At 42.6% G+C, this 18,150-nt stretch carries 15 protein-coding genes; 12 read left to right on the top strand and 3 right to left on the bottom strand.

The genetic code is table 11. The features are described 5' to 3' along the window. Positions 1–33: 33 nt before the first annotated feature. On the bottom strand, positions 34–1,356 hold the full coding sequence (locus DESDI_RS09725) for a radical SAM protein (protein WP_015262437.1): 1,323 nt from the start codon (positions 1,354–1,356) through the stop codon (positions 34–36). 177 nt (positions 1,357–1,533) lie between these two features. Between DESDI_RS09725 and ytvI the strand changes: the two genes are divergently transcribed. From ytvI to DESDI_RS09680, 9 genes are all read left to right on the top strand, one after another. Beyond that, the gene (gene ytvI, locus DESDI_RS09720) at positions 1,534–2,598 is read left to right on the top strand and encodes a sporulation integral membrane protein YtvI (RefSeq protein ID WP_015262436.1); all 1,065 of its coding nucleotides are present in this window, start codon (positions 1,534–1,536) and stop codon (positions 2,596–2,598) included. Positions 2,599–2,774: 176 nt separating this feature from the next. Next, the gene (locus DESDI_RS09715; protein ID WP_015262435.1) at positions 2,775–4,019 is read left to right on the top strand and encodes a hypothetical protein; all 1,245 of its coding nucleotides are present in this window, start codon (positions 2,775–2,777) and stop codon (positions 4,017–4,019) included. Positions 4,020–4,103: 84 nt separating this feature from the next. Further along, positions 4,104–4,847: an ABC transporter ATP-binding protein gene (locus DESDI_RS09710; RefSeq protein ID WP_015262434.1), complete on the top strand. Its 744-nt coding sequence runs from the start codon at positions 4,104–4,106 to the stop codon at positions 4,845–4,847. Continuing rightward, positions 4,816–5,568: an ABC transporter permease gene (locus DESDI_RS09705; protein WP_015262433.1), complete on the top strand. Its 753-nt coding sequence runs from the start codon at positions 4,816–4,818 to the stop codon at positions 5,566–5,568. Before DESDI_RS09710 ends, DESDI_RS09705 begins: the two co-directional genes overlap by 32 nt. An 8-nt stretch (positions 5,569–5,576) precedes the next feature. Beyond that, a complete protein-coding gene (locus DESDI_RS09700; protein ID WP_015262432.1) occupies positions 5,577–7,013 on the top strand; it encodes a sensor histidine kinase in 1,437 nt (478 codons plus the stop codon). A gap of 84 nt (positions 7,014–7,097) precedes the next feature. Beyond that, on the top strand, positions 7,098–7,796 hold the full coding sequence (locus tag DESDI_RS09695) for a response regulator transcription factor (RefSeq protein WP_015262431.1): 699 nt from the start codon (positions 7,098–7,100) through the stop codon (positions 7,794–7,796). A 184-nt stretch (positions 7,797–7,980) separates the two neighbouring features. Then, complete coding sequence (larB, locus tag DESDI_RS09690; RefSeq protein WP_015262430.1) at positions 7,981–8,748, top strand: nickel pincer cofactor biosynthesis protein LarB; 768 nt, start codon at positions 7,981–7,983, stop codon at positions 8,746–8,748. Between the two features lie 253 nt (positions 8,749–9,001). Continuing rightward, positions 9,002–9,970 carry a (Fe-S)-binding protein gene (locus DESDI_RS09685; protein WP_172635932.1) on the top strand — a complete coding sequence of 323 codons (969 nt, stop codon included), beginning with the start codon at positions 9,002–9,004 and terminating at the stop codon, positions 9,968–9,970. A 20-nt stretch (positions 9,971–9,990) separates the two neighbouring features. Next, on the top strand, positions 9,991–11,196 hold the full coding sequence (locus tag DESDI_RS09680; RefSeq protein WP_083879893.1) for an LUD domain-containing protein: 1,206 nt from the start codon (positions 9,991–9,993) through the stop codon (positions 11,194–11,196). A 295-nt stretch (positions 11,197–11,491) separates the two neighbouring features. Here the strand turns inward: DESDI_RS09680 and DESDI_RS09675 are convergent, their stop codons facing one another. Next, a complete protein-coding gene (locus tag DESDI_RS09675; RefSeq protein ID WP_015262427.1) occupies positions 11,492–12,853 on the bottom strand; it encodes an MATE family efflux transporter in 1,362 nt (453 codons plus the stop codon). A gap of 112 nt (positions 12,854–12,965) precedes the next feature. After that, positions 12,966–13,547 carry a hypothetical protein gene (locus tag DESDI_RS09670; protein ID WP_015262426.1) on the bottom strand — a complete coding sequence of 194 codons (582 nt, stop codon included), beginning with the start codon at positions 13,545–13,547 and terminating at the stop codon, positions 12,966–12,968. 179 nt (positions 13,548–13,726) lie between these two features. On the opposite strand from DESDI_RS09670, the gene trkA reads away from it, so the two are divergent. From trkA to DESDI_RS09655, 3 genes are read left to right on the top strand one after another with little or no spacing between them, the layout of a single operon-like run. Continuing rightward, positions 13,727–15,079, top strand: coding sequence for a Trk system potassium transporter TrkA (trkA, locus tag DESDI_RS09665; RefSeq protein ID WP_015262425.1), 1,353 nt, complete (start codon positions 13,727–13,729; stop codon positions 15,077–15,079). 1 nt (position 15,080) lies between these two features. Next, a complete protein-coding gene (locus tag DESDI_RS09660; protein ID WP_015262424.1) occupies positions 15,081–16,538 on the top strand; it encodes a TrkH family potassium uptake protein in 1,458 nt (485 codons plus the stop codon). A gap of 34 nt (positions 16,539–16,572) precedes the next feature. Further along, entirely contained in the window at positions 16,573–18,030 is a 1,458-nt protein-coding gene (locus DESDI_RS09655) for a TrkH family potassium uptake protein (RefSeq protein ID WP_015262423.1), read from the top strand. The last annotated feature ends 120 nt before the right edge of the window (positions 18,031–18,150 follow it).

Here is an 18,150-nt window from a genome sequence, read left to right as displayed (position 1 = left end):
TCATTTACCGAGTTTTGTTGATTAAGTTTTTTTTTAAATATCGTTTCTTACGTCAAAATCCTCAGGATAGGCTAAATCAATCTTAAGCTCGCGCATATAATTGCCATCCTCGCGATGCTCCATGATATTCGAGGAAATCCCGATTTCTAAATCCAAGTCCTTGAGTTGCTTGATGTGGCTGACCTGGAACTCGAGGAAATTATAATCTTGATTGATTTGGTATTCTGTTATTTTCTTCTTTTTAAAAACCTTCTTGACTTTTTCTATATCCTCGCCAAAGACTTTAGCAGATTTAAAGAAATAATCTCTTGGGGAGAAGAGCATGAGAGGAGAGACCTTGTGTCCATAATTTTGCTGATAGATTTGCCCTGTCTGTTTGTTTTCTAAGGAACAGTAATGGACCCCAATTTTTAGTTGCCGATTCAGGGCGAATTCCATTAATTCCAAGCATTCCAGTTCACTTCGGGAGATGGGGAGACCCCCGGCATACCAATAGTCATAGAGGACTTTAAATGGAGGATTCTTAATCTTGAAGCCCCGCTTAATAAATTCTTCCGCGTTATGAAAAGGAAAGCAAAGCTCTAGCAAGTTGATACCCGCAATTCCGATGCGATCCAATTCCAGAAGAACATCTTTCATTTCCTTTAAACTTCCTGGCAAGACAGGCATTTCGACCATGACAGCGGGGATGAGTTCCTTGCTCAGGGCAATACGTTCATAGACTTCTTGCTTGAAGGGTTCGGGATCTTCCATTTTTATACTGAAACGGATTTCTTTCAGACCAGCTTCTTTGAGGTCCTGGAGGATTTCTCGGTCAAGAAAGTCTCCGGAGGTATAAAGGCGGGTATGGGTCTTGGGGGTCATTTCTTGAGCTAATCTGAAGAACTCCAGCATTTCATTCTTATGAAGGAGAGGCTCCCCACCGGTTAAGGCGATATGTGTGAACTTCTGGCCTTGCTTGAGCATTTGCGAGAGCTCTTCGGCAGGGTTTCTTTTGTGATGAGTATAATGTTCGTAATCCTCTTGATTGGGGTTAAAGCAAAAATAGCAATTGCGGTGGCACATGAGAGAGATATAGAAGGTAACTGTTCCCATGCCCTTCTGACAGGTCTCGCAGGCCGAAGAGATCCAATTATTGACGATGCTTTTATCGTTATTTCTAAACTTCGTCTGCAGTTCCCTTAAGTTTTGTAGCTTCTGGTGTGTCTCTTCTACAATATTAACGTCTAATTCCATGCCTGTTTGTTTAATTTGTTCGATAAAGTGATCATAGACTCGAGCATAAATTTGTGCATAGTGAGAGAACTCCGGATTTTTAATTTGGGTGATATTAAGATTGTTTATTTCGATGATCATACATTACTCCTCATAAAAGTGATATACACATAGTACAGCCTTCCAAAATACATTCGACATAAAGAGTGGCTTACCTCCAATTCCTAGGGTTTCATGTTATTTTATTGCAAAAGGAAAAGATATACCATAAAATGAGTAATAACCAAATAATTCGCGGATCGGAGAGAGTACCCCTTCATGAAAGAATATGCTAAGAAAGTCGCGGTAACGCTTCTAATCATCATCGCCTTTATTTTGATACCATTGCTGACCTATTACCTCCTGCCTTATTTTGCTCCATTTATCCTAGCGTTACTAACGGCCTTGCTTTTGGAACCTTTTAATCAAAAGCTCATGAAATACTTGAAGATTAACCGAACCCTTGCCTCTAATGTATCATATTTTGTGTTCTTAGGAGTCGCGTTATTTCTTTCCTACTTTCTTATTGCCAAAATTGTTACGGAAGCCTTTGAACTTATAAAGTTTATCCAAAGGAATCTCCCCAATATTCAAGTGTGGATTATCGACTTTTTGCAACAGATTAATGATTTTATCTTAGTTTTTCCGCCTGAAATTGGTTTGCAAATCAATCAAACGTTTACGGGATTTGTCAATCAATTATCCAATCTCAATCTGATCTCTAGTTTGGGTGCTCAAACCCTTTTGATTACGGCATCGATTCCTAACTTTTTCTTCACCTTACTCATTTTCTTCATTGCTCTCTATATGATTAATCTCAATCTAAGCCAAATCAATCAACGCTTTTTCTCTTATTTTAAAGAGAAGTCTAAGCCTAAAGCCATTGCCGTACTTTCCGACTTACGCAACGCCACGGTTGGGTTTCTTAAAGCTCAAGTCATTCTAAGTACCTTCACCTATATAGTGAGTCTGGGCGGTCTAATTTTCTTAGATGTGCGCTATGCACTTGTACTAGCTTTTTTAATTGTGATTGTTGATATTCTTCCCATTCTGGGCACGGGCTCTGTTTTAGTGCCCTGGGGATTGTTTTGGATTACGCAAGGCGATATTTTCCGTGGCATCGGACTTGTGCTCCTCTTTATTATCATCACCGTGTTGCGCAAGATTGTTGAACCGAAAATTCTCGGCGAAAGAATTGGACTTGGACCCTTGGCAACTTTAATCTCAATCTGGATAGGCTTTAAGGTGATGGGGATCCTTGGTGTATTCATGGCTCCTCTGCTTATTATCTTCTATAGAGCGTTAGTCAAAGCAAATGTTATACGCTATCGTTTCCAAATTTAGCCGGGCTCACCCCGGCTTTTTCCATAGTACTATTTCATTGAGTACATTCATGGGGTGAAGTTTATTTATTTCAATACTTAGTTTATACTTTATTTAGAATCTGTTTACGGAAAATCAAGACCCTAAGGTTAGAATAGAATTAAGGAAGCTTCCTATAATTTGAAGGAGTGAAGTAAGTGAAGATGAAGAAGAAAACGGCGATTATTGCTAGCTTTACGGTAGGAACGTTATTATTCGCTACCACAGCATTTGCCGATATCACTAGTAAAAGTGGGTATGAGCAGTTAAAGGACAGTGTTAAAACTGTCTCTGCCAAAGCCAGCGGTGAATACGATAACTACACCATGGAAATGACTACAATAATCAAGAATAACGGCCAGGTGATGGTCTCCAGTAACTCTGTGAATAAGGTTGATCGACTTCAAAATGCCCAAGAGAGCAATAATACAAATGAAGAATCAGGAAAGATCAGCACCTACTATAATTATAACGACAGTAAAACAAGCATAAACTTCGATCAGAGAAATGATAAAGTCTATGTAACGGAATACAATAAAGAACGCGAACACATCCTTCCCGATGATCCCTTTGCTGAGGAAGAAGCAGCCGATATAGAACGAATCATCGATGCCGTGGTTGGGAGTCTGAAGGATCATGTGATCGTCAACGAAAACCCTGACGGAACCAAAGTCTTATCAGGGTCACTCTCCGAGATGCAGATTCCGGCTCTAGTCAATGCTGTATCATCTCTTTTTTTAAAGCAGCAATTTGATGGTAGAAATCAAAATAGTAGTTGGCCCCATCTCACCCAAGATATTGCAGTAAAAGAAGTGACAGGGTCAGCTCAGGTTAGGGAAGATGGTGCTTTAGAGAGTATCCTCGGCACGGCTATTGTCACCGGAAAAGATGCTGATGGTCAAAATCATGATATTACGATTGAAATTCTGGGCACCATTAAGGATGTCAATTCCACCGTCGTAGCTAAACCGGATTTGACCGGTAAGGAAGTTGTTAAACAGTATGCCAATGCCCATGATGAAGTCAACAACCCTCAAAAGTTCGTGGGCACCTTCAAAAATGACATCATCATCGAAAAAGAGGGTAAGTTTGTGAAGACCGGAGAGAGAATCTTAGAGCTTACTCAGATTGATACGAACACCATTACTGGGAACTACAAAGAAGTCTATAAACCTGAGTTTGCTGATTCAGCCAATCAAATGGAGACATTCTCCTTCAATGCTACCTTTAATGAGAAATCTATGCGCGATGCAAATTTCGAAATCTCAACAAAAAACAATGAAAATATAGAAGGCTATATTTATCTCGATGATTATGCCGGTAAAGTAAATTTTAATATCAATAGTTATGAAAGAATAAACGGCATTATGTTCGATTCTAATTTCAGTCCCGTCTTAGAATAGACAAAAATAGCATGCTAAAATGATAAGGCTGCCGGGGATTACTCCGGCAGCTCCTTTTAAGATTTTTAGATGGAGGATCATCCGATGGAAAAGATCATTGAGATTCAGAATCTCACGAAGCTCTATAAGAATGGACGTGGCGTTAACGATTTGACACTCGATATCTATCGAGGGGAAATTTTCGGCTTCCTCGGACCCAACGGAGCCGGGAAGACAACGGCCATGAAGATTATGACTGGATTAATCTCCGCCGATCGGGGGGATGTGAAGATATTTGGGCATAGTATTCGAGATGAGTATGAGAAGGCTATGGCACAGGTGGGCTGTATCATTGAGGTTCCGGAATCCTATCCTTATCTAACAGCCTATGAAAACTTAAGGCAGCTTGCTCGATTCTATCCTGAGGTTGATCAAAAGAGAATAGAGGAAGTTCTTGAGTTGACAGGTATGCTCCGCTATAAAAACGAGAAGCCTCAGCGGTTTTCCCTGGGAATGAAACAACGCTTAGGAATCTCCGCAGCCATTCTGGCTCGTCCCCAAGTCGTTATCCTCGATGAACCTTTAAATGGACTCGATGTGGAAGGGATGATTGATATCCGCAAGCTTATTTTGCATTTGGCTGAAACGGAAAAAACTACCTTCTTTATCTCCAGTCATTTAATTCACGATGTGGAGTTAACCTGCAATAAAATCGGAGTCATCTATAATAGTATGCTTCTGAATGTTCAGAGTAGGGAGGAAATCCTCAAGGATTATGCCACCTTAGAAAATTATTTTGTGAGTGAGGTAGAACGAAATGGCCGTGTTTCAAGCAGCCTTTATCAATGAGCTTGAAAAGCTCTGCAAAAAGAAGAAAGCTGTCGTAGCCATCATCCTTTCCTTGCTGATTATCGTCATCGGACAGTTGATGGTCCTCGGAGTAAGGACAGGGTTTGGTATCCGAGGTGCCGGTAGTATGGATTTCCCCATGTTGGTCTTATCCGTAGCGATCAACACCGTAATTCCTTTGTTTACAGCCTTAGTAGCTATTGATAGCTTTTCTGGAGAATTCGCTCAAAATACTATGCGTATAACTCTCACGAGACCTGTGAGTCGCTTTAAGCTGTTCTCAGCCAAGGTATCGGCAATCGGACTTTTTGTCTTAGCCAATCTTGCCCTTTTGCTCGTCTTCTCCGTGATAGCCGGTTTGTTTTTCAATGGGGACTCCATGACCTGGGGCGGATTATTTAAGACGATCCTCGCCTACGGAGTCAGCTTTCTGCCAATGTTGGTACTCGCTTTGGGCATTGTTCTTTTGGCTAATATTTTAAAAAGCGGAATTTCTGTCTTCTTCGTAGCTATTCTACTTGTTCTTGTTTCCAAGGGGTTAGGACTATTTTTCAGTCAGTACTCAGGACTGATGATCACGAGTTATTTTGATTGGTATAGCCTATGGCTGGCTAATTCCTTTCCTATAATGAAAATTCTTCGCCAATTTCTCATTATGCTGGGTTATGGCATGATGTTTTTTACAGGGTCCTTCTATTTATTCGATAAAAAGGAATTCTAGGTGGTAGCATGAATCTACAGCGAAGACTTATTCTAGCCAATGCTTTAACCGTAATCATCCCCTTGTTGATTACGGTTCTTTGTGCGTTGGGCTTTATATATGTGACTGGGAAGATTGCCGGTACGGAACAGACTCTCAAAAATACTCAGGAAATGACGCAACTGACTTTTGACCTCGTGGGCAGTGAGGAAAGCATTCTCCGTAGAAATCCGGAAAGAATCGAGGATCCCAGCTTTCAAAACCAGCTCATCAATCGTTTGGCGGCAGTCGATGGAGAAGTAACAGCTCTACAGGGGGATACGGTACTTTTTTCTTCGCAAAAGCTGACGAAGATTGATGTGGCGAAGCTATTAGCAACTTCAGGATGGTTTAAACAGGATACAATTACCCTCGGTAATCAAACCTACAGTGTCCAGCCTCTCGACCTAGCCTTGGCTACGGATAATCAAGAGAGCACCAGTCTGTTTTTTTTGGTGCCCTTTGATCCAGCCTCTTTTAACCTTAAGAACTTCATCATCTTTTGTGCAATTATTTTTGTGCTTGCTTTTATCGCTGCCAATGTCTATATGTCCCGATATTTCTCACGCGGCATCGTTTTCCCCCTGAATAATCTGCGTAAAGCTGCTAAAGAAATTACCTTTGGAAATCTTAATCATGAGATTGTTAGTGAGGGGGATAAAGAGCTACGTGAGCTCTGCCACGACCTTGAGCGGATGCGCATCCAATTGAAAAACTCTGTTCACACCCAGCTAAAATATGAAGATAACCGCAAAATGATGATCACCAGCATATCTCATGATTTAAAGACTCCGGTCACCTCCATTAAAGGGTATGTAGAAGGATTATTAGATGGCATCGCTAATTCACCGGAAAAGAAAGAAAAATATCTGCGGACGATCTATCGTAAGGCGGAACAGGTGGATACTATGATTGATGATCTCCTGCTTTATGCAAAATTGGATCTCAATCAAATCCCCTTTAATTTGCAAATTACCAACATTGAAGAATTTCTTATGGATGGATTTCGAGAAATCGAACCGGAGATGGAACGCAACGGAATCATCATGCACTTTAAAAGTGAGCTCAAAGGAACTTGTGAGATTCCTTTGGATCGAGAACGCATGATGCGTGTTATAATGAACATTATCGATAACTCTCGTAAGTATATGAATAAGGAAGATGGAAGGATTACTCTTTACGTTCGCGAAACCCATTCCAGTGTCATCATCGAAGTCCAGGATAATGGTAGCGGTATCCCTGATCCGGAAGTAAAACAAATTTTTGAGCGCTTTTATCGTTCCGATCAAGCACGCAGTGAGATAAAGGGCAGTGGACTGGGTTTAGCTATTGCCAAGCAAATTGTGGAAGGTCATGAGGGACGTATTTGGGCTATCAGCAGGGTAGGAGAAGGGACCAGTATTGTTATCTCTCTTCCCAGAGGCTAACTCCTTAGCAACCCTTCTTCTCAAGTCAACTCTTCTCGAGATAAATACTATGTTTCAAGATACGCAATCAAGGGGGGCAGATTCATGAAGCGAATTCTTATAGTTGAAGATGACTCCAGCATCGCAGAATTAGAAAGAGATTATTTAGAGGTGGCAGGCTTTGCAGTTTCTGTTGCTACAGATGGAGTTGAAGGACTGGGGGCCATCCAGAATAACGAATACGATCTGATCATTCTTGATATTATGTTACCGGGATTAGATGGATTAGAAATTCTTAAAAGCATGAAGGAAGATAAAGATATTCCGGTCCTCTTAGTTTCAGCCAAGAAAGAAGAAATCGATAAAATCAAAGGGTTAAGTCTGGGGGCAGATGACTATATTACGAAGCCATTTAGCCCAGGGGAACTCGTCGCAAGAGTTAAGGCCCATATTGAAAACTATGAGCGTATTAAGGAACGTTTTAATGCAGGAATGAAAAAACGTCAGTCGATAACTATCCGTGGACTAAAAATTGAAAAGGATTCCCGCAGGGTCTTTGTCAATAATCAAGAGGTAAACCTCGCTCAGAAGGAATTTGATTTGCTAATCTACTTAGCCCAAAATCCCAATCGCGTCTTTGGTAGGGAGGAGCTCTTTGAAAGGATCTGGGGTCTTGAATCCTTGGGTGATTCGGCAACAGTAACGGTTCACATTGCGAGAATCCGCGAAAAGATCGAGCTTGATCCCTCTAAACCTCAATATATTGAGACCGTTTGGGGAGCAGGTTATCGTTTTCGGGTGTAAGTTTTGCTTAAATGAAGGTTCTTTCCCTAAGGAGAGTGGACAAGGCAGGTATTGTCTACTCTCCTTAGTTATGTCCATTGAATCCTTGTACCTTCGATAAGTTAATGGTATTGGATAATTTTATTGATTTTAAATACCTTTACTATTGTGCTATAATCTACAATCATGAGTGATGGAGGATAGAATGAACGAAGAGCAATTGCTGGCCTTACTTCAAGGGGTAAAAGAGGGATCAGTTTCACTTGACCACGCCTTGAATGAACTAAAAAGCTTACCTTATGAGGATTTAGGCTTTGCTAAAGTGGATCATCACCGAACCATCCGCAACGGTTTTCCGGAAGTTGTATTTTGTCAGGGGAAGACCGAAGAGCAGATCGTGCAAATCTTAATGCATCTGGCAAAGTATGATAATAATATTTTAGCGACTCGGGCAACCCCACACGACTTTGCCCGAGTTAAAGAAGCGATTCCCGAGGCGGACTACTCTGAGCTAGCACGTGTGATCACCATTATCAAGAAACCTATACCCATGCGAGGGAAGGTCCTCATCCTTAGTGCCGGTACAGCTGATTTACCGGTGGCAGAGGAGGCAGCAATGACGGCGGATATTATGGGTTGTCAGGTCGAACGACTCTATGATGTGGGTGTAGCGGGGATTCACCGTTTGCTCGATAATACTGACCGCTTTAAAGATGCTCAGGTTCTGATCGTTGTCGCCGGTATGGAGGGTGCCTTAGCCAGTGTCGTAGGCGGGCTAACGGACAAACCCATTATCGCGGTTCCTACAAGTATAGGTTATGGCGCTAGTTTTGGCGGTTTGGCTGCTTTATTGGCGATGCTAAATAGTTGCGCGGCGGGTATTGGGGTGGTCAATATTGATAATGGCTTTGGCGCAGGGGTCTTGGCCAACTCAATCATTAAAGCGATTCATGGTGCGAAGTATGATGAATAATAAATTAAATAAGTTATACTTATTTGTTGAAAATAGCTAAACAGCATAGTATAATTCTCCATGTGTCCTTTTTCTCCAGTATATATGTAGGTAATAGTACGGCATACTTTAAAAATAATACATAATACATGGAGAAATTGTGTTTACAAGGATATCTTTTATTAAGTAATCTATGATTATACGTATTTCGGAAAAGGCGGTGAATTTTGTGGCAATCAACCCAATTGAAAAGCAAGCTACAGTGGAGCGCAAGATGCCACCTGTATTAGAATTAATTCGCGGTAATATTATCAAGTATGGTAATCCTTTGGCACTCAAGGGCAGTGAAATATCTGCTTGGGCAAAAGGACTTAATCTTCCTAAAACAGGGGATTTACTTTTTTACACAGGCGGGGAATATCAACTTCTCCCTTATATTGATTCCTTAGTTAAAACCATGACCGTCATGGATCCTAACAGTGCCACATTTTCAGCTTTGTTAGGGATACGCAATATTGTGAATAAGACAGGCCTTGCACCTGAAAAGATTTATGCATCACTATTAGCCCAAGACAAAGACCGTTTTAATGCCGTTTCCTATAAAGCGGCGCGGATTCTCCAAAGCTTAGGTTATGACCTGTGTTATTCTGGGGAAGATGAATTATATAGCGGCGCTTTGCTTTATGAATTGGGATATTGGGATGACCTAGCTGAATACGGAAATAGAGTGACTAAAGTTTTCAAGGAGAGTCAAGCCAAGACCATCGTCTGTCTTTCGCCCCATGCTGCGGAAGTTATCAAAATCATCTATCCCAAATTTGGTGTTCACCATGATTTAGAGGTTAAAACTTTTGTTCAACTCGTGTGGGAGCAAAGGGACAAGTTGCCTAAGCTCGACACGAAGGAATCTGTAGTTATCCATGATTCTTGTCGGCTTGCCCGCGATTTGGGAATAACCGAAGAGATACGTGACATCCTGATGGCGATGGGTGTTGAGTTTAAAGAGCCTTATCGTAATCGTACTTGGACGACCTGCTGCGGTGGTCCCAATAAGTTTATGTTCCCAGAACTATCCCATACCATCGCGGAGAGACGCGTTGTAGAACTTCAGGACACGGGTGCAGATCTTATTCTTACTTCTTGTCCCTATTGCCTCTCTTCCTTGAAGGGTGGAATCAATACCAAGAATAAAGATGGGATTGCTGACTTAATCGAATTCTTATATAAGGGGATAGTGGGATGAGCGAAAAATCAACCTCAAAAGTGAAAAAGGAGTTTAAATCATACTCCAAAGAAATAGACCGTTCACAGCATGATGAAAATATCCGCAAAGCCATTACCAGGGCGGTGAAAGCTTATCGCGAAACCACCGATACCACCATGGAACGTTTTCCCCATACTCCGGAACTGGCGGCTGAAGTTCGTGAAATCAAGCGCCGTTCTGTCGAGCAGAGACAAGAGCTGCTTAAGCAGGCTATGGAGTCTGTAGAACGAAACAAAGGAAAGGCCTTCTTTGCCAAGGATCGACATGAGGCCTTGGTCATGGCCAGCGAAATCATCGGCAAAGGGAAAACTATCGTAAAAGGCAAGAGTATGTTAGGCGAAGAACTCCATCTTCGTGAATACCTAGAAGAAGAAGGGAACATGGTTTGGGAAACCGATCTCGGAGAATTCATCCTTCAACTTAAGAAAGATCGTCCTATGCATATTCTATCCCCGGCTATTCATATACCGCGCGAGAAGGTGGCCGAGATTTTTACCGAATTTTTCGGTAAGGAAATCGAGCCGGACATTGCCAAGGAAGTGGCGGTCGTTCGGGATTTTATGAGGGAAAAGTATTTTACAGCCGATGTCGGAATCAGCTCTGCTAATGTGGTTGCTGCCGATACAGGGGCCTTTGTAATTATTGAAAATGAAGGAAATGTCCGACTATGTACAGCTGCCCCGCCGGTTCATCTCTTGATTGTAGGAACAGAGAAACTTGTTCCTACTTTCCAGGAGGCTATGAAAGTGGCTGAAGTGACTTGGCGTTATGCTCAATATGGTGTTCCTTCCTATGTAAATATTGTTACCGGCCCCAGTAAAACCGGAGATATTGAGAAAGTAACGACCTATGGTGCACATGGTCCTAAAGAGTTCTATGTGATTTTCGTGGACAATGGTCGGTCAAATATGGAGGCGGAAGAAGATTTCAAGCAAGCTTCGCACTGTTTGCGCTGCGGAGGCTGCATGTATGAATGCCCCGTCTTCCAAATCACTGCTGGGAGCTTTGGGGAAACCTATCTTGGTGGTATTGGCACCATCTGGAATGTCTTTACCTCCGGAGGTCTAGAAGCTACAGCTCCGCAAATCCATACCTGTCTCCGTTGCGGGCGTTGTGTGGAACGCTGCCCCATGCAGATTGACGTCCCCAATATGGTTGGTGAATTAAGGAAACGGTTGACCAGCGGAGAAGTCATGGATAAGTAAGTTATGACAAGTAAGATAAAAGAGCGCCCCTTGGCCTACGGAATTTTCCATTGGTCAAGGGGCGCTTTTGCTTTTACCTTTTATAAAACTTATAACTTATGATGAAAGGAAATTGTTGTAGGCCCGCCAATACTACGACAGCATCGTCTGCTTGACTCCTATCCACGCTAAAGAAAGCTTGGCTTATGGCGAGTATAGCGAGGCAGAAGCCTTAGCTACCTTGTACACAGAGAAATCGCTCTCTACTGCATGTTAAGCTACGCATAGGAGTCATTATTTTTCAGGGCAGATTGACTTACAAGTTAGAAGGAACTTTAACCTGTTTTGCTTGAATGAACTTTAGCCTAAGCACTAGGCAGCAGGCATTAAGGGTTATGCCGGTGATTAAGCCAACCCAGAATCCAAAGGCTCCTAAGAAAGTCGTGGTTGCCAGGAAGTAACCCGTGGGGAGTGCAACCAGCCAATAGGAGAGAAGGGCCGTAATGAAGGGCACATTAACATCTTTATACCCTCGTAGTATTCCCTGAATAGGGGTGGCAATAGAATCCGAGAACTGAAAGAATATAGCATAGATGAGGAAGTGTTGGGCAAGCTGAATGACGTCTTGTTCTTTAGAGTAGAGTGCCGCAACCTGTTCACGAAAGAGGAAGAGAAGGAAGGCGGTTAGTACAGCCATACTGAAGGAGAAGCCAAGACCAATAAATGAATAGTGTCGGGCATCGCGCAATCTTCGGGCGCCCACCTCAAACCCTACCAAAATGGTTAAAGCCATCGAAAAACTCAGGGGTACCATATAGATCATGGAAGCAAAATTCATAGCGCTCTGATGAGCAGCAATGGTCAAGGTGTTAAAACTACTCATCAACAAGGTAACTGCAGAAAAAATACTTGTTTCGAGAAAAATTGAAAGCCCAATAGGAATCCCCATGGTCAAATGTTCCCGCCAAGCCTGCCAGGAAGATGGAGGGAAGTGACCGAAGAGTTTGTATTCTGAGAAATAGGGATGACGATGAAGGGTAAAAATGGCAATGATTGTTAAGCAATAATAAGTTAAGGAAGTAGCTATACCCGCTCCAATTCCGCCAAAGTGAGGGAGACCCAATTTGCCAAAAATAAATATGTAATTAAGGAAAATATTAATCGGTAAGGAAAGGAGTGTAATCACCATCGTGATGCGAGTTTTTCCCAGAGCATCGATAAAGCCTCTGAGGATTTGATAGATAAAATAAGGAGGAATACCAAAGGCAATAGCCATAAGATATCCGCGTGCAATATAAACTACTTGAACCTCTAGATTCATCTGAGAGATGATCCAATCCAGGCTAAGCGTTCCTATCAAGATAAGTAACCCCGAGATGACCAACGCCAAATAAAGCCCTTGCATGACTTTACCGGATATCTCGGATTTTCTCTGAGCTCCACTTAAGTGCCCGACAATAGGGGTTATGGCGATCAATATTCCCCCGAGACCTGTGCTGGTGGGCATCCATAGATTACCACCGATAGCGACTCCGGCAAGATCAAGGGAGCTTGCCTGTCCGGACATCATTGTATCGAAAAACGTCATCGAGAATAATGCCACTTGGGAGATCAAAATGGGAAAGAGAATCCGGATGAATTGGTATACTTTTTGTCTGATTGAATGAGTTTGTTCCATAATAATCCCTTCGCAGATGGATTTTCTACCGCATGTTGACCATCTTATCAGATGCAGGGTAAAAATCAAGCCTCTGCGACAATCAAACTAGCTTAACAAAAAAGTAATTCTGCTAATTAAGGGAAGTGAGATTTCTTTCTTTAATATATTGGATCACTCTTTCTTTTTCGCCTGCTTCCATGTGAATCAAAGGCTGGACACGATCTTGGTAGACTCCAGGCCATTTTACGAAAATCGTTTGAAAAAAGGGCTCCTTAAGGATTGGATCCCAATAATCTAAGCGAATGACAATATAAAAAGCATCTAAATTCGGATCATTGGCATCAACATAATTAGAATCGAGATGGAGGAGAAGACTCGTTGCCGTATCGCGAGGAATATCATTGACGACACGATAGGTATCAATTAAAATTGGATTTTCAGCTAAATTTTCATGGAATACCATAGTCTTGCTGGTGAGTTCGGTAGCGGGATGGGCTCCCACGTTAAAAAATCTAAACTCAAGGCTTACTTCGCTGGCTAACTCAATACTTGGGGATTCTTTGAAAGTGAAATAGGGTCGAGATGCTTCTCTTTGGGTTTGCCAGGTGTTGATAGAGATAAAAACACTGATTAAGGAGATAATGGCAAAAACTGCTGTTGATCCGGAAACTAGAAAAGTAGATAAAGTCATCTTTTTCATCTTTTCTAACATAGTCCCCCCATAAGAAATTGATGCAATTTAATTTATGAGTCCAGATGCGGAATCATTCATGGTAGGGAAAATTTACCTCCGATAAAAGTTTCATCTTGATAGAAATATAACATTGTACTATGATGGTATGAAGGAAAAAAGAGTCGAATAAGAGTCCAATGACTTTGGAGGTAATTAAAGTGCGTGTGGTAATCGTTGGGGCTGGCAAAGTGGGTTATAGTTTAGCTCAATATCTAACCCAGGAAGAACATGAAGTTATAGTCATAGAACAAGACGACGAGCGTCGGAGTATCGTTCAGAATACCTTGGATGTGATGACGATTGCGGGAAACGGTGCTAGCCCTGGTATGCTTTTGGATCCCGAAATCCGTAAAGCAGATCTCCTGATCGCCGTCACGGATATGGATGAGGTCAACATGATTGCTTGTATGGCAGCTAAGCAAGCAGGTATTCAACGAACCATTGCCCGGGTCAGGAATCAAGAATATGCCGAGAGGGATAAAGTAAAGTTCAATGAAGCCTTAGGGATCGACTTAACGATTAATCCGGAGATGGTTACAGCCCTCGAAATTAAGCGCATCCTCCTGACTCCTGCCGCGTTAGATGTGGAGGATTTTGCTGATGAGCGGGTAAGGATGATTGAAGTCAAGATTCCGTCAGATTCCAACTTGATTAACATCCCGCTTAAGAGTCTGAAGTTACCTGCTCAAACCTTGGTAGCAGGAATTCTCCGCAATGACCGGATGCTTATCCCTCATGGAACAGATATGATTTTGCCTAATGATTGTGTTTTTTTTGTCGGCGAATTCTCCTCGGTAAAGAAGATCGAAGAGCATTTCACGGTTCGAAAGTCCAAGGTTGAACGGGTGTTAATTATCGGAGCAGGAAGAATCGGCCGACACTTAGCTATTATGTTGGAGAAAGTTGGCATCTCCGTTAAAGTCATCGATAAAGATATGGAACGTTGCCAGGAATTAGCGGAAATCCTGGATGAGGGATTGGTTCTCTGCGGTGAGGGAACTGATATTGACTTGTTAACTGAGGAAGGAGTGGGCGAAGCAGATGCAGTCATGTGTCTCACAGATGATGATAAGCTGAATTTACTGATTGCCCTTCTCGCTAAGCACCTTGGTGCGCCGAAGACCTTTGTCCGTGTTGGTCGCTCCGATTATATATCCCTCATGGAAAAGGTCGGGGTTGATGTCGTGCTCTCCCCTCGTATCCTGACCGCTGGGGTCATTCTCCGCCAGGTCCGTCGCTCTGATGTGGTATCTGTTTCCCTGCTTGAAGGAGCAAAGGCTGAGGCTATGGAGATAATTGTATCTGCTTCAAGTCCTGTGTCGAATAAGAAACTCAAGGATGCCAAACTACCGAAGAACTCACTGATTGGTAGTGTCGTTCGGGGTGATGAAATCATCATCCCTAACGGAGATACGGTACTAAAGCCGGAAGACCGAGTTATTGTTTTTGCACTACCGGATACTGTTCACACGGTTGTTCGGTTGTTCGAGAGTAAATTAGGGAGCAAATAACATGAACATTCCCGTGATTTTAGGGTTGCTCGGAAGACTTCTCGTCGTATATGCCTGCACTATGAGTATTCCCTTGATATTGGCTCTTGCCCTGGAGGAAGTGAGTCGAATGGCCTTCCTCCTTTCGATGTTCTTGACATTAATAACTGGAATTGTCTTCGCTTGGCAAGCCAAGCTCACAGATATGAAAATTGGGGTCCGTGAAGCTTTTGCGACTGTTGTAGGGGCTTGGATTCTTGCTGCCTTATTTGGTGCGCTGCCCTTTCAATTCGCTGATGTGGTGCCAACCTATGTTGATGCGGTTTTTGAGACTGTATCAGGACTGACCACAACGGGAGCCAGCGTTATTCCTGAAGTGGAGAGTTTACCCCAATCCATTCTTTTATGGAGGAGTTTAACTCAGTGGCTGGGAGGAATGGGGATCATCGTGCTCTTTATTGTTTTGCTCCCCAAAACTGATCTGGGAACTGTGCTCCTCTTTAACGCGGAAGTACCTGGTCCCACCCATGATCGCGTAATGCCTAGGATTCGTGATACCGCGATTACCCTCTGGAAAATTTACCTAATCTTCACTGCAGTCTGCACGATACTCCTTTGGGCAGCGGGGATGACCTTTCTGGATGCAGTGAATAACTCTTTTGCAACAATTGCGTCAGGGGGCTTTTCAACAAAAAACATGGGCATCATGTTTTACGATAGCCTAGCAATAGAAATGATTATATCATTCTTTATGATTATAGCTGGGGCAAACTTCGTCATTTTTCTGATGGTCTGGCAAAAAAAGAATTTTAAACCCTTGCGCAATGTTGAACTGATAATATATCTTTTAATCATATTCGTTTCAACCTTAGTGATTGCAGCAAGCTTGTGGTCTAATGTCGGCGAGTCGCCTTTATATGCCTTACGGCATGCATTATTTCAAGTTGCCTCGATTATGACGACCACTGGTTTTGCCTCTGCGAATTTTGATCAATGGCCCTCAATTGCGAAAATCATTTTATTTCTCCTTATGTTTATCGGTGGAAGTGCCGGTTCAACATCAGGAGGTATTAAGGTTTCTCGAATCCTCCTGTTGGCAAAAACGGCTTGGGCTGAACTCAAGAGAGGAATTCATCCTAGAGCAGTTTCCGGTATCAAACTCGATGGCAAGGTTATTGGCACAGAGACTCTGAATCAAGTGGGGATTTTCTTTTTTCTTTATATAGTAACCTTTGCCGGAGCAAGCATCCTGATTGCGGGTATAGGGCTAAAACCCTTTGATGCGATGAGTGCTGTAGCTGCCACTCTCGGGAATGTAGGTCCTGGTTTTGGATTTGTCGGACCGACGACTACTTTTGCTGGTCTTAACCTCTTTGGAAAGGTCGTCCTGACCTTTTGTATGCTATTGGGACGTTTAGAGTTTTTTACTTTGCTGATCATTTTTCGTCGTGAGTTCTGGAGAAGACAAAAGACTTGGTAATAGATTGGCATCATAAACGAGGAGTAAACCAAAGATGAATTATTCACTTGTGCAAGGGATACTGGGAAGGCTTCTAATCGGTTATTCATTGACCATGCTCGTTCCTTTAATTCTTGCGTTTTTCAGCAAAGAGAGCAGTCAATGGGCTTTATTATTATCGCTTGTAATAACTGCTTGTATCGGATTATTAATGTATCGTTTTCGAGAATCAACTGATGGGAAAATGGGAATAAGAGAGAGCTTTGTCATTGTTGCTGGGGCATGGTTTTTGACATCGTTTCTTGGTGCTTTACCTTTCTGGATATCAGGTAGCGTACCGACTTATATAGATGCCCTTTTCGAATCGGTCTCAGGATTAACAACGACAGGTTCAAGTGTTATTAATGACGTAGAGATCTTGCCCTCTTCAATTCTATTATGGCGCAGTATCACCCATTGGCTTGGGGGAATGGGGATTATTGTCCTCTTCATAATATTGTTACCGAAAACCGGCTTTGGGGCTGTGCACCTGTTCAATGCGGAGGTTCCAGGTCCTTTAAGTAAACGAACGATGCCCCGCATTAGAGATACAGCCATAACTCTTTGGCGGATCTATACATTTTTTACTTTAGTATTAATTGGTTTGCTATTAGCTGCAGGATTGGATTTGTTTGATGCTGTCAACCATGCTTTTTCCACTGTATCGGCTGGGGGATTTTCAACCAAGAACACGAGCATTATGCACTACAACAATCTAGCCGTTGAAAGCATCATTATTGTATTTGTCATCATTGCTGGGGGAAACTATCGTCTTTATCTCGAGGCATGGACTAAAAAAAGTTTAAAACCCTTTAGGAATACCGAGTTTATTACTTATCTCATTATTATCATTGTCAGTACCTTGCTCATCATGGGAGGATTGTGGCTGACTCATGATAAGACGCCGGATTATGCCTTGCGTCACGCCCTATTTCAAGTGGTCTCCATGGTTACAGGAACGGGCTTTGTTTCCACTGATTATGATTTGTGGCCGGCGATTACAAAGTTAATTTTGTTTGTGCTCATGTTTATTGGAGGATGCGCCGGATCGACAACCGGGGGAATGAAGATTGCACGGATTATGCTTCTCGCCAAACACACATGGTCGATGCTGACGCGAGGATTACATCCTCAGGCAGTATCGAGTATCAAACTGGATGGTAAACCTATCAATGCTGCAGCGGTCAATATGGTCAGTTTGTTCTTCTTTCTCTATGTAGGGATTTTTGCTATAGCAACAATTCTCATCGCCGGAACAGGGCTTGAGCCGATGGATGCGATGAGTTCTGTGGCGGCCTCCCTAGGTAACGTTGGGCCCGGCTTTGGAATCGTCGGGCCGACGACTACTTTTGCAAGTATAACACTATTTGGAAAATCAGTTCTCATACTTTGTATGCTTCTAGGTCGTTTGGAGCTTTTCACCTTGTTGATCTTATTGCGTCCTGAGTTTTGGAAAACAAAAAGCAGATGGTAAACAAGCTGGGCGCACCCGTTCTAACGCTCAAACTTAAAATCATTCACTAGTGTGTGAGAAGCTACCCTAATGGGTCTTTGCAAGTTGGAGTATTATGTTTGTACAAAAGGGTCTGTGTGA

This window comes from Desulfitobacterium dichloroeliminans LMG P-21439 (assembly GCF_000243135.2).
Taxonomy (GTDB): domain Bacteria; phylum Bacillota; class Desulfitobacteriia; order Desulfitobacteriales; family Desulfitobacteriaceae; genus Desulfitobacterium; species Desulfitobacterium dichloroeliminans.
The sequence above is the reverse complement of the archived record's forward strand: the minus strand, read 5'-3'. Positions and strand labels throughout refer to the sequence as shown.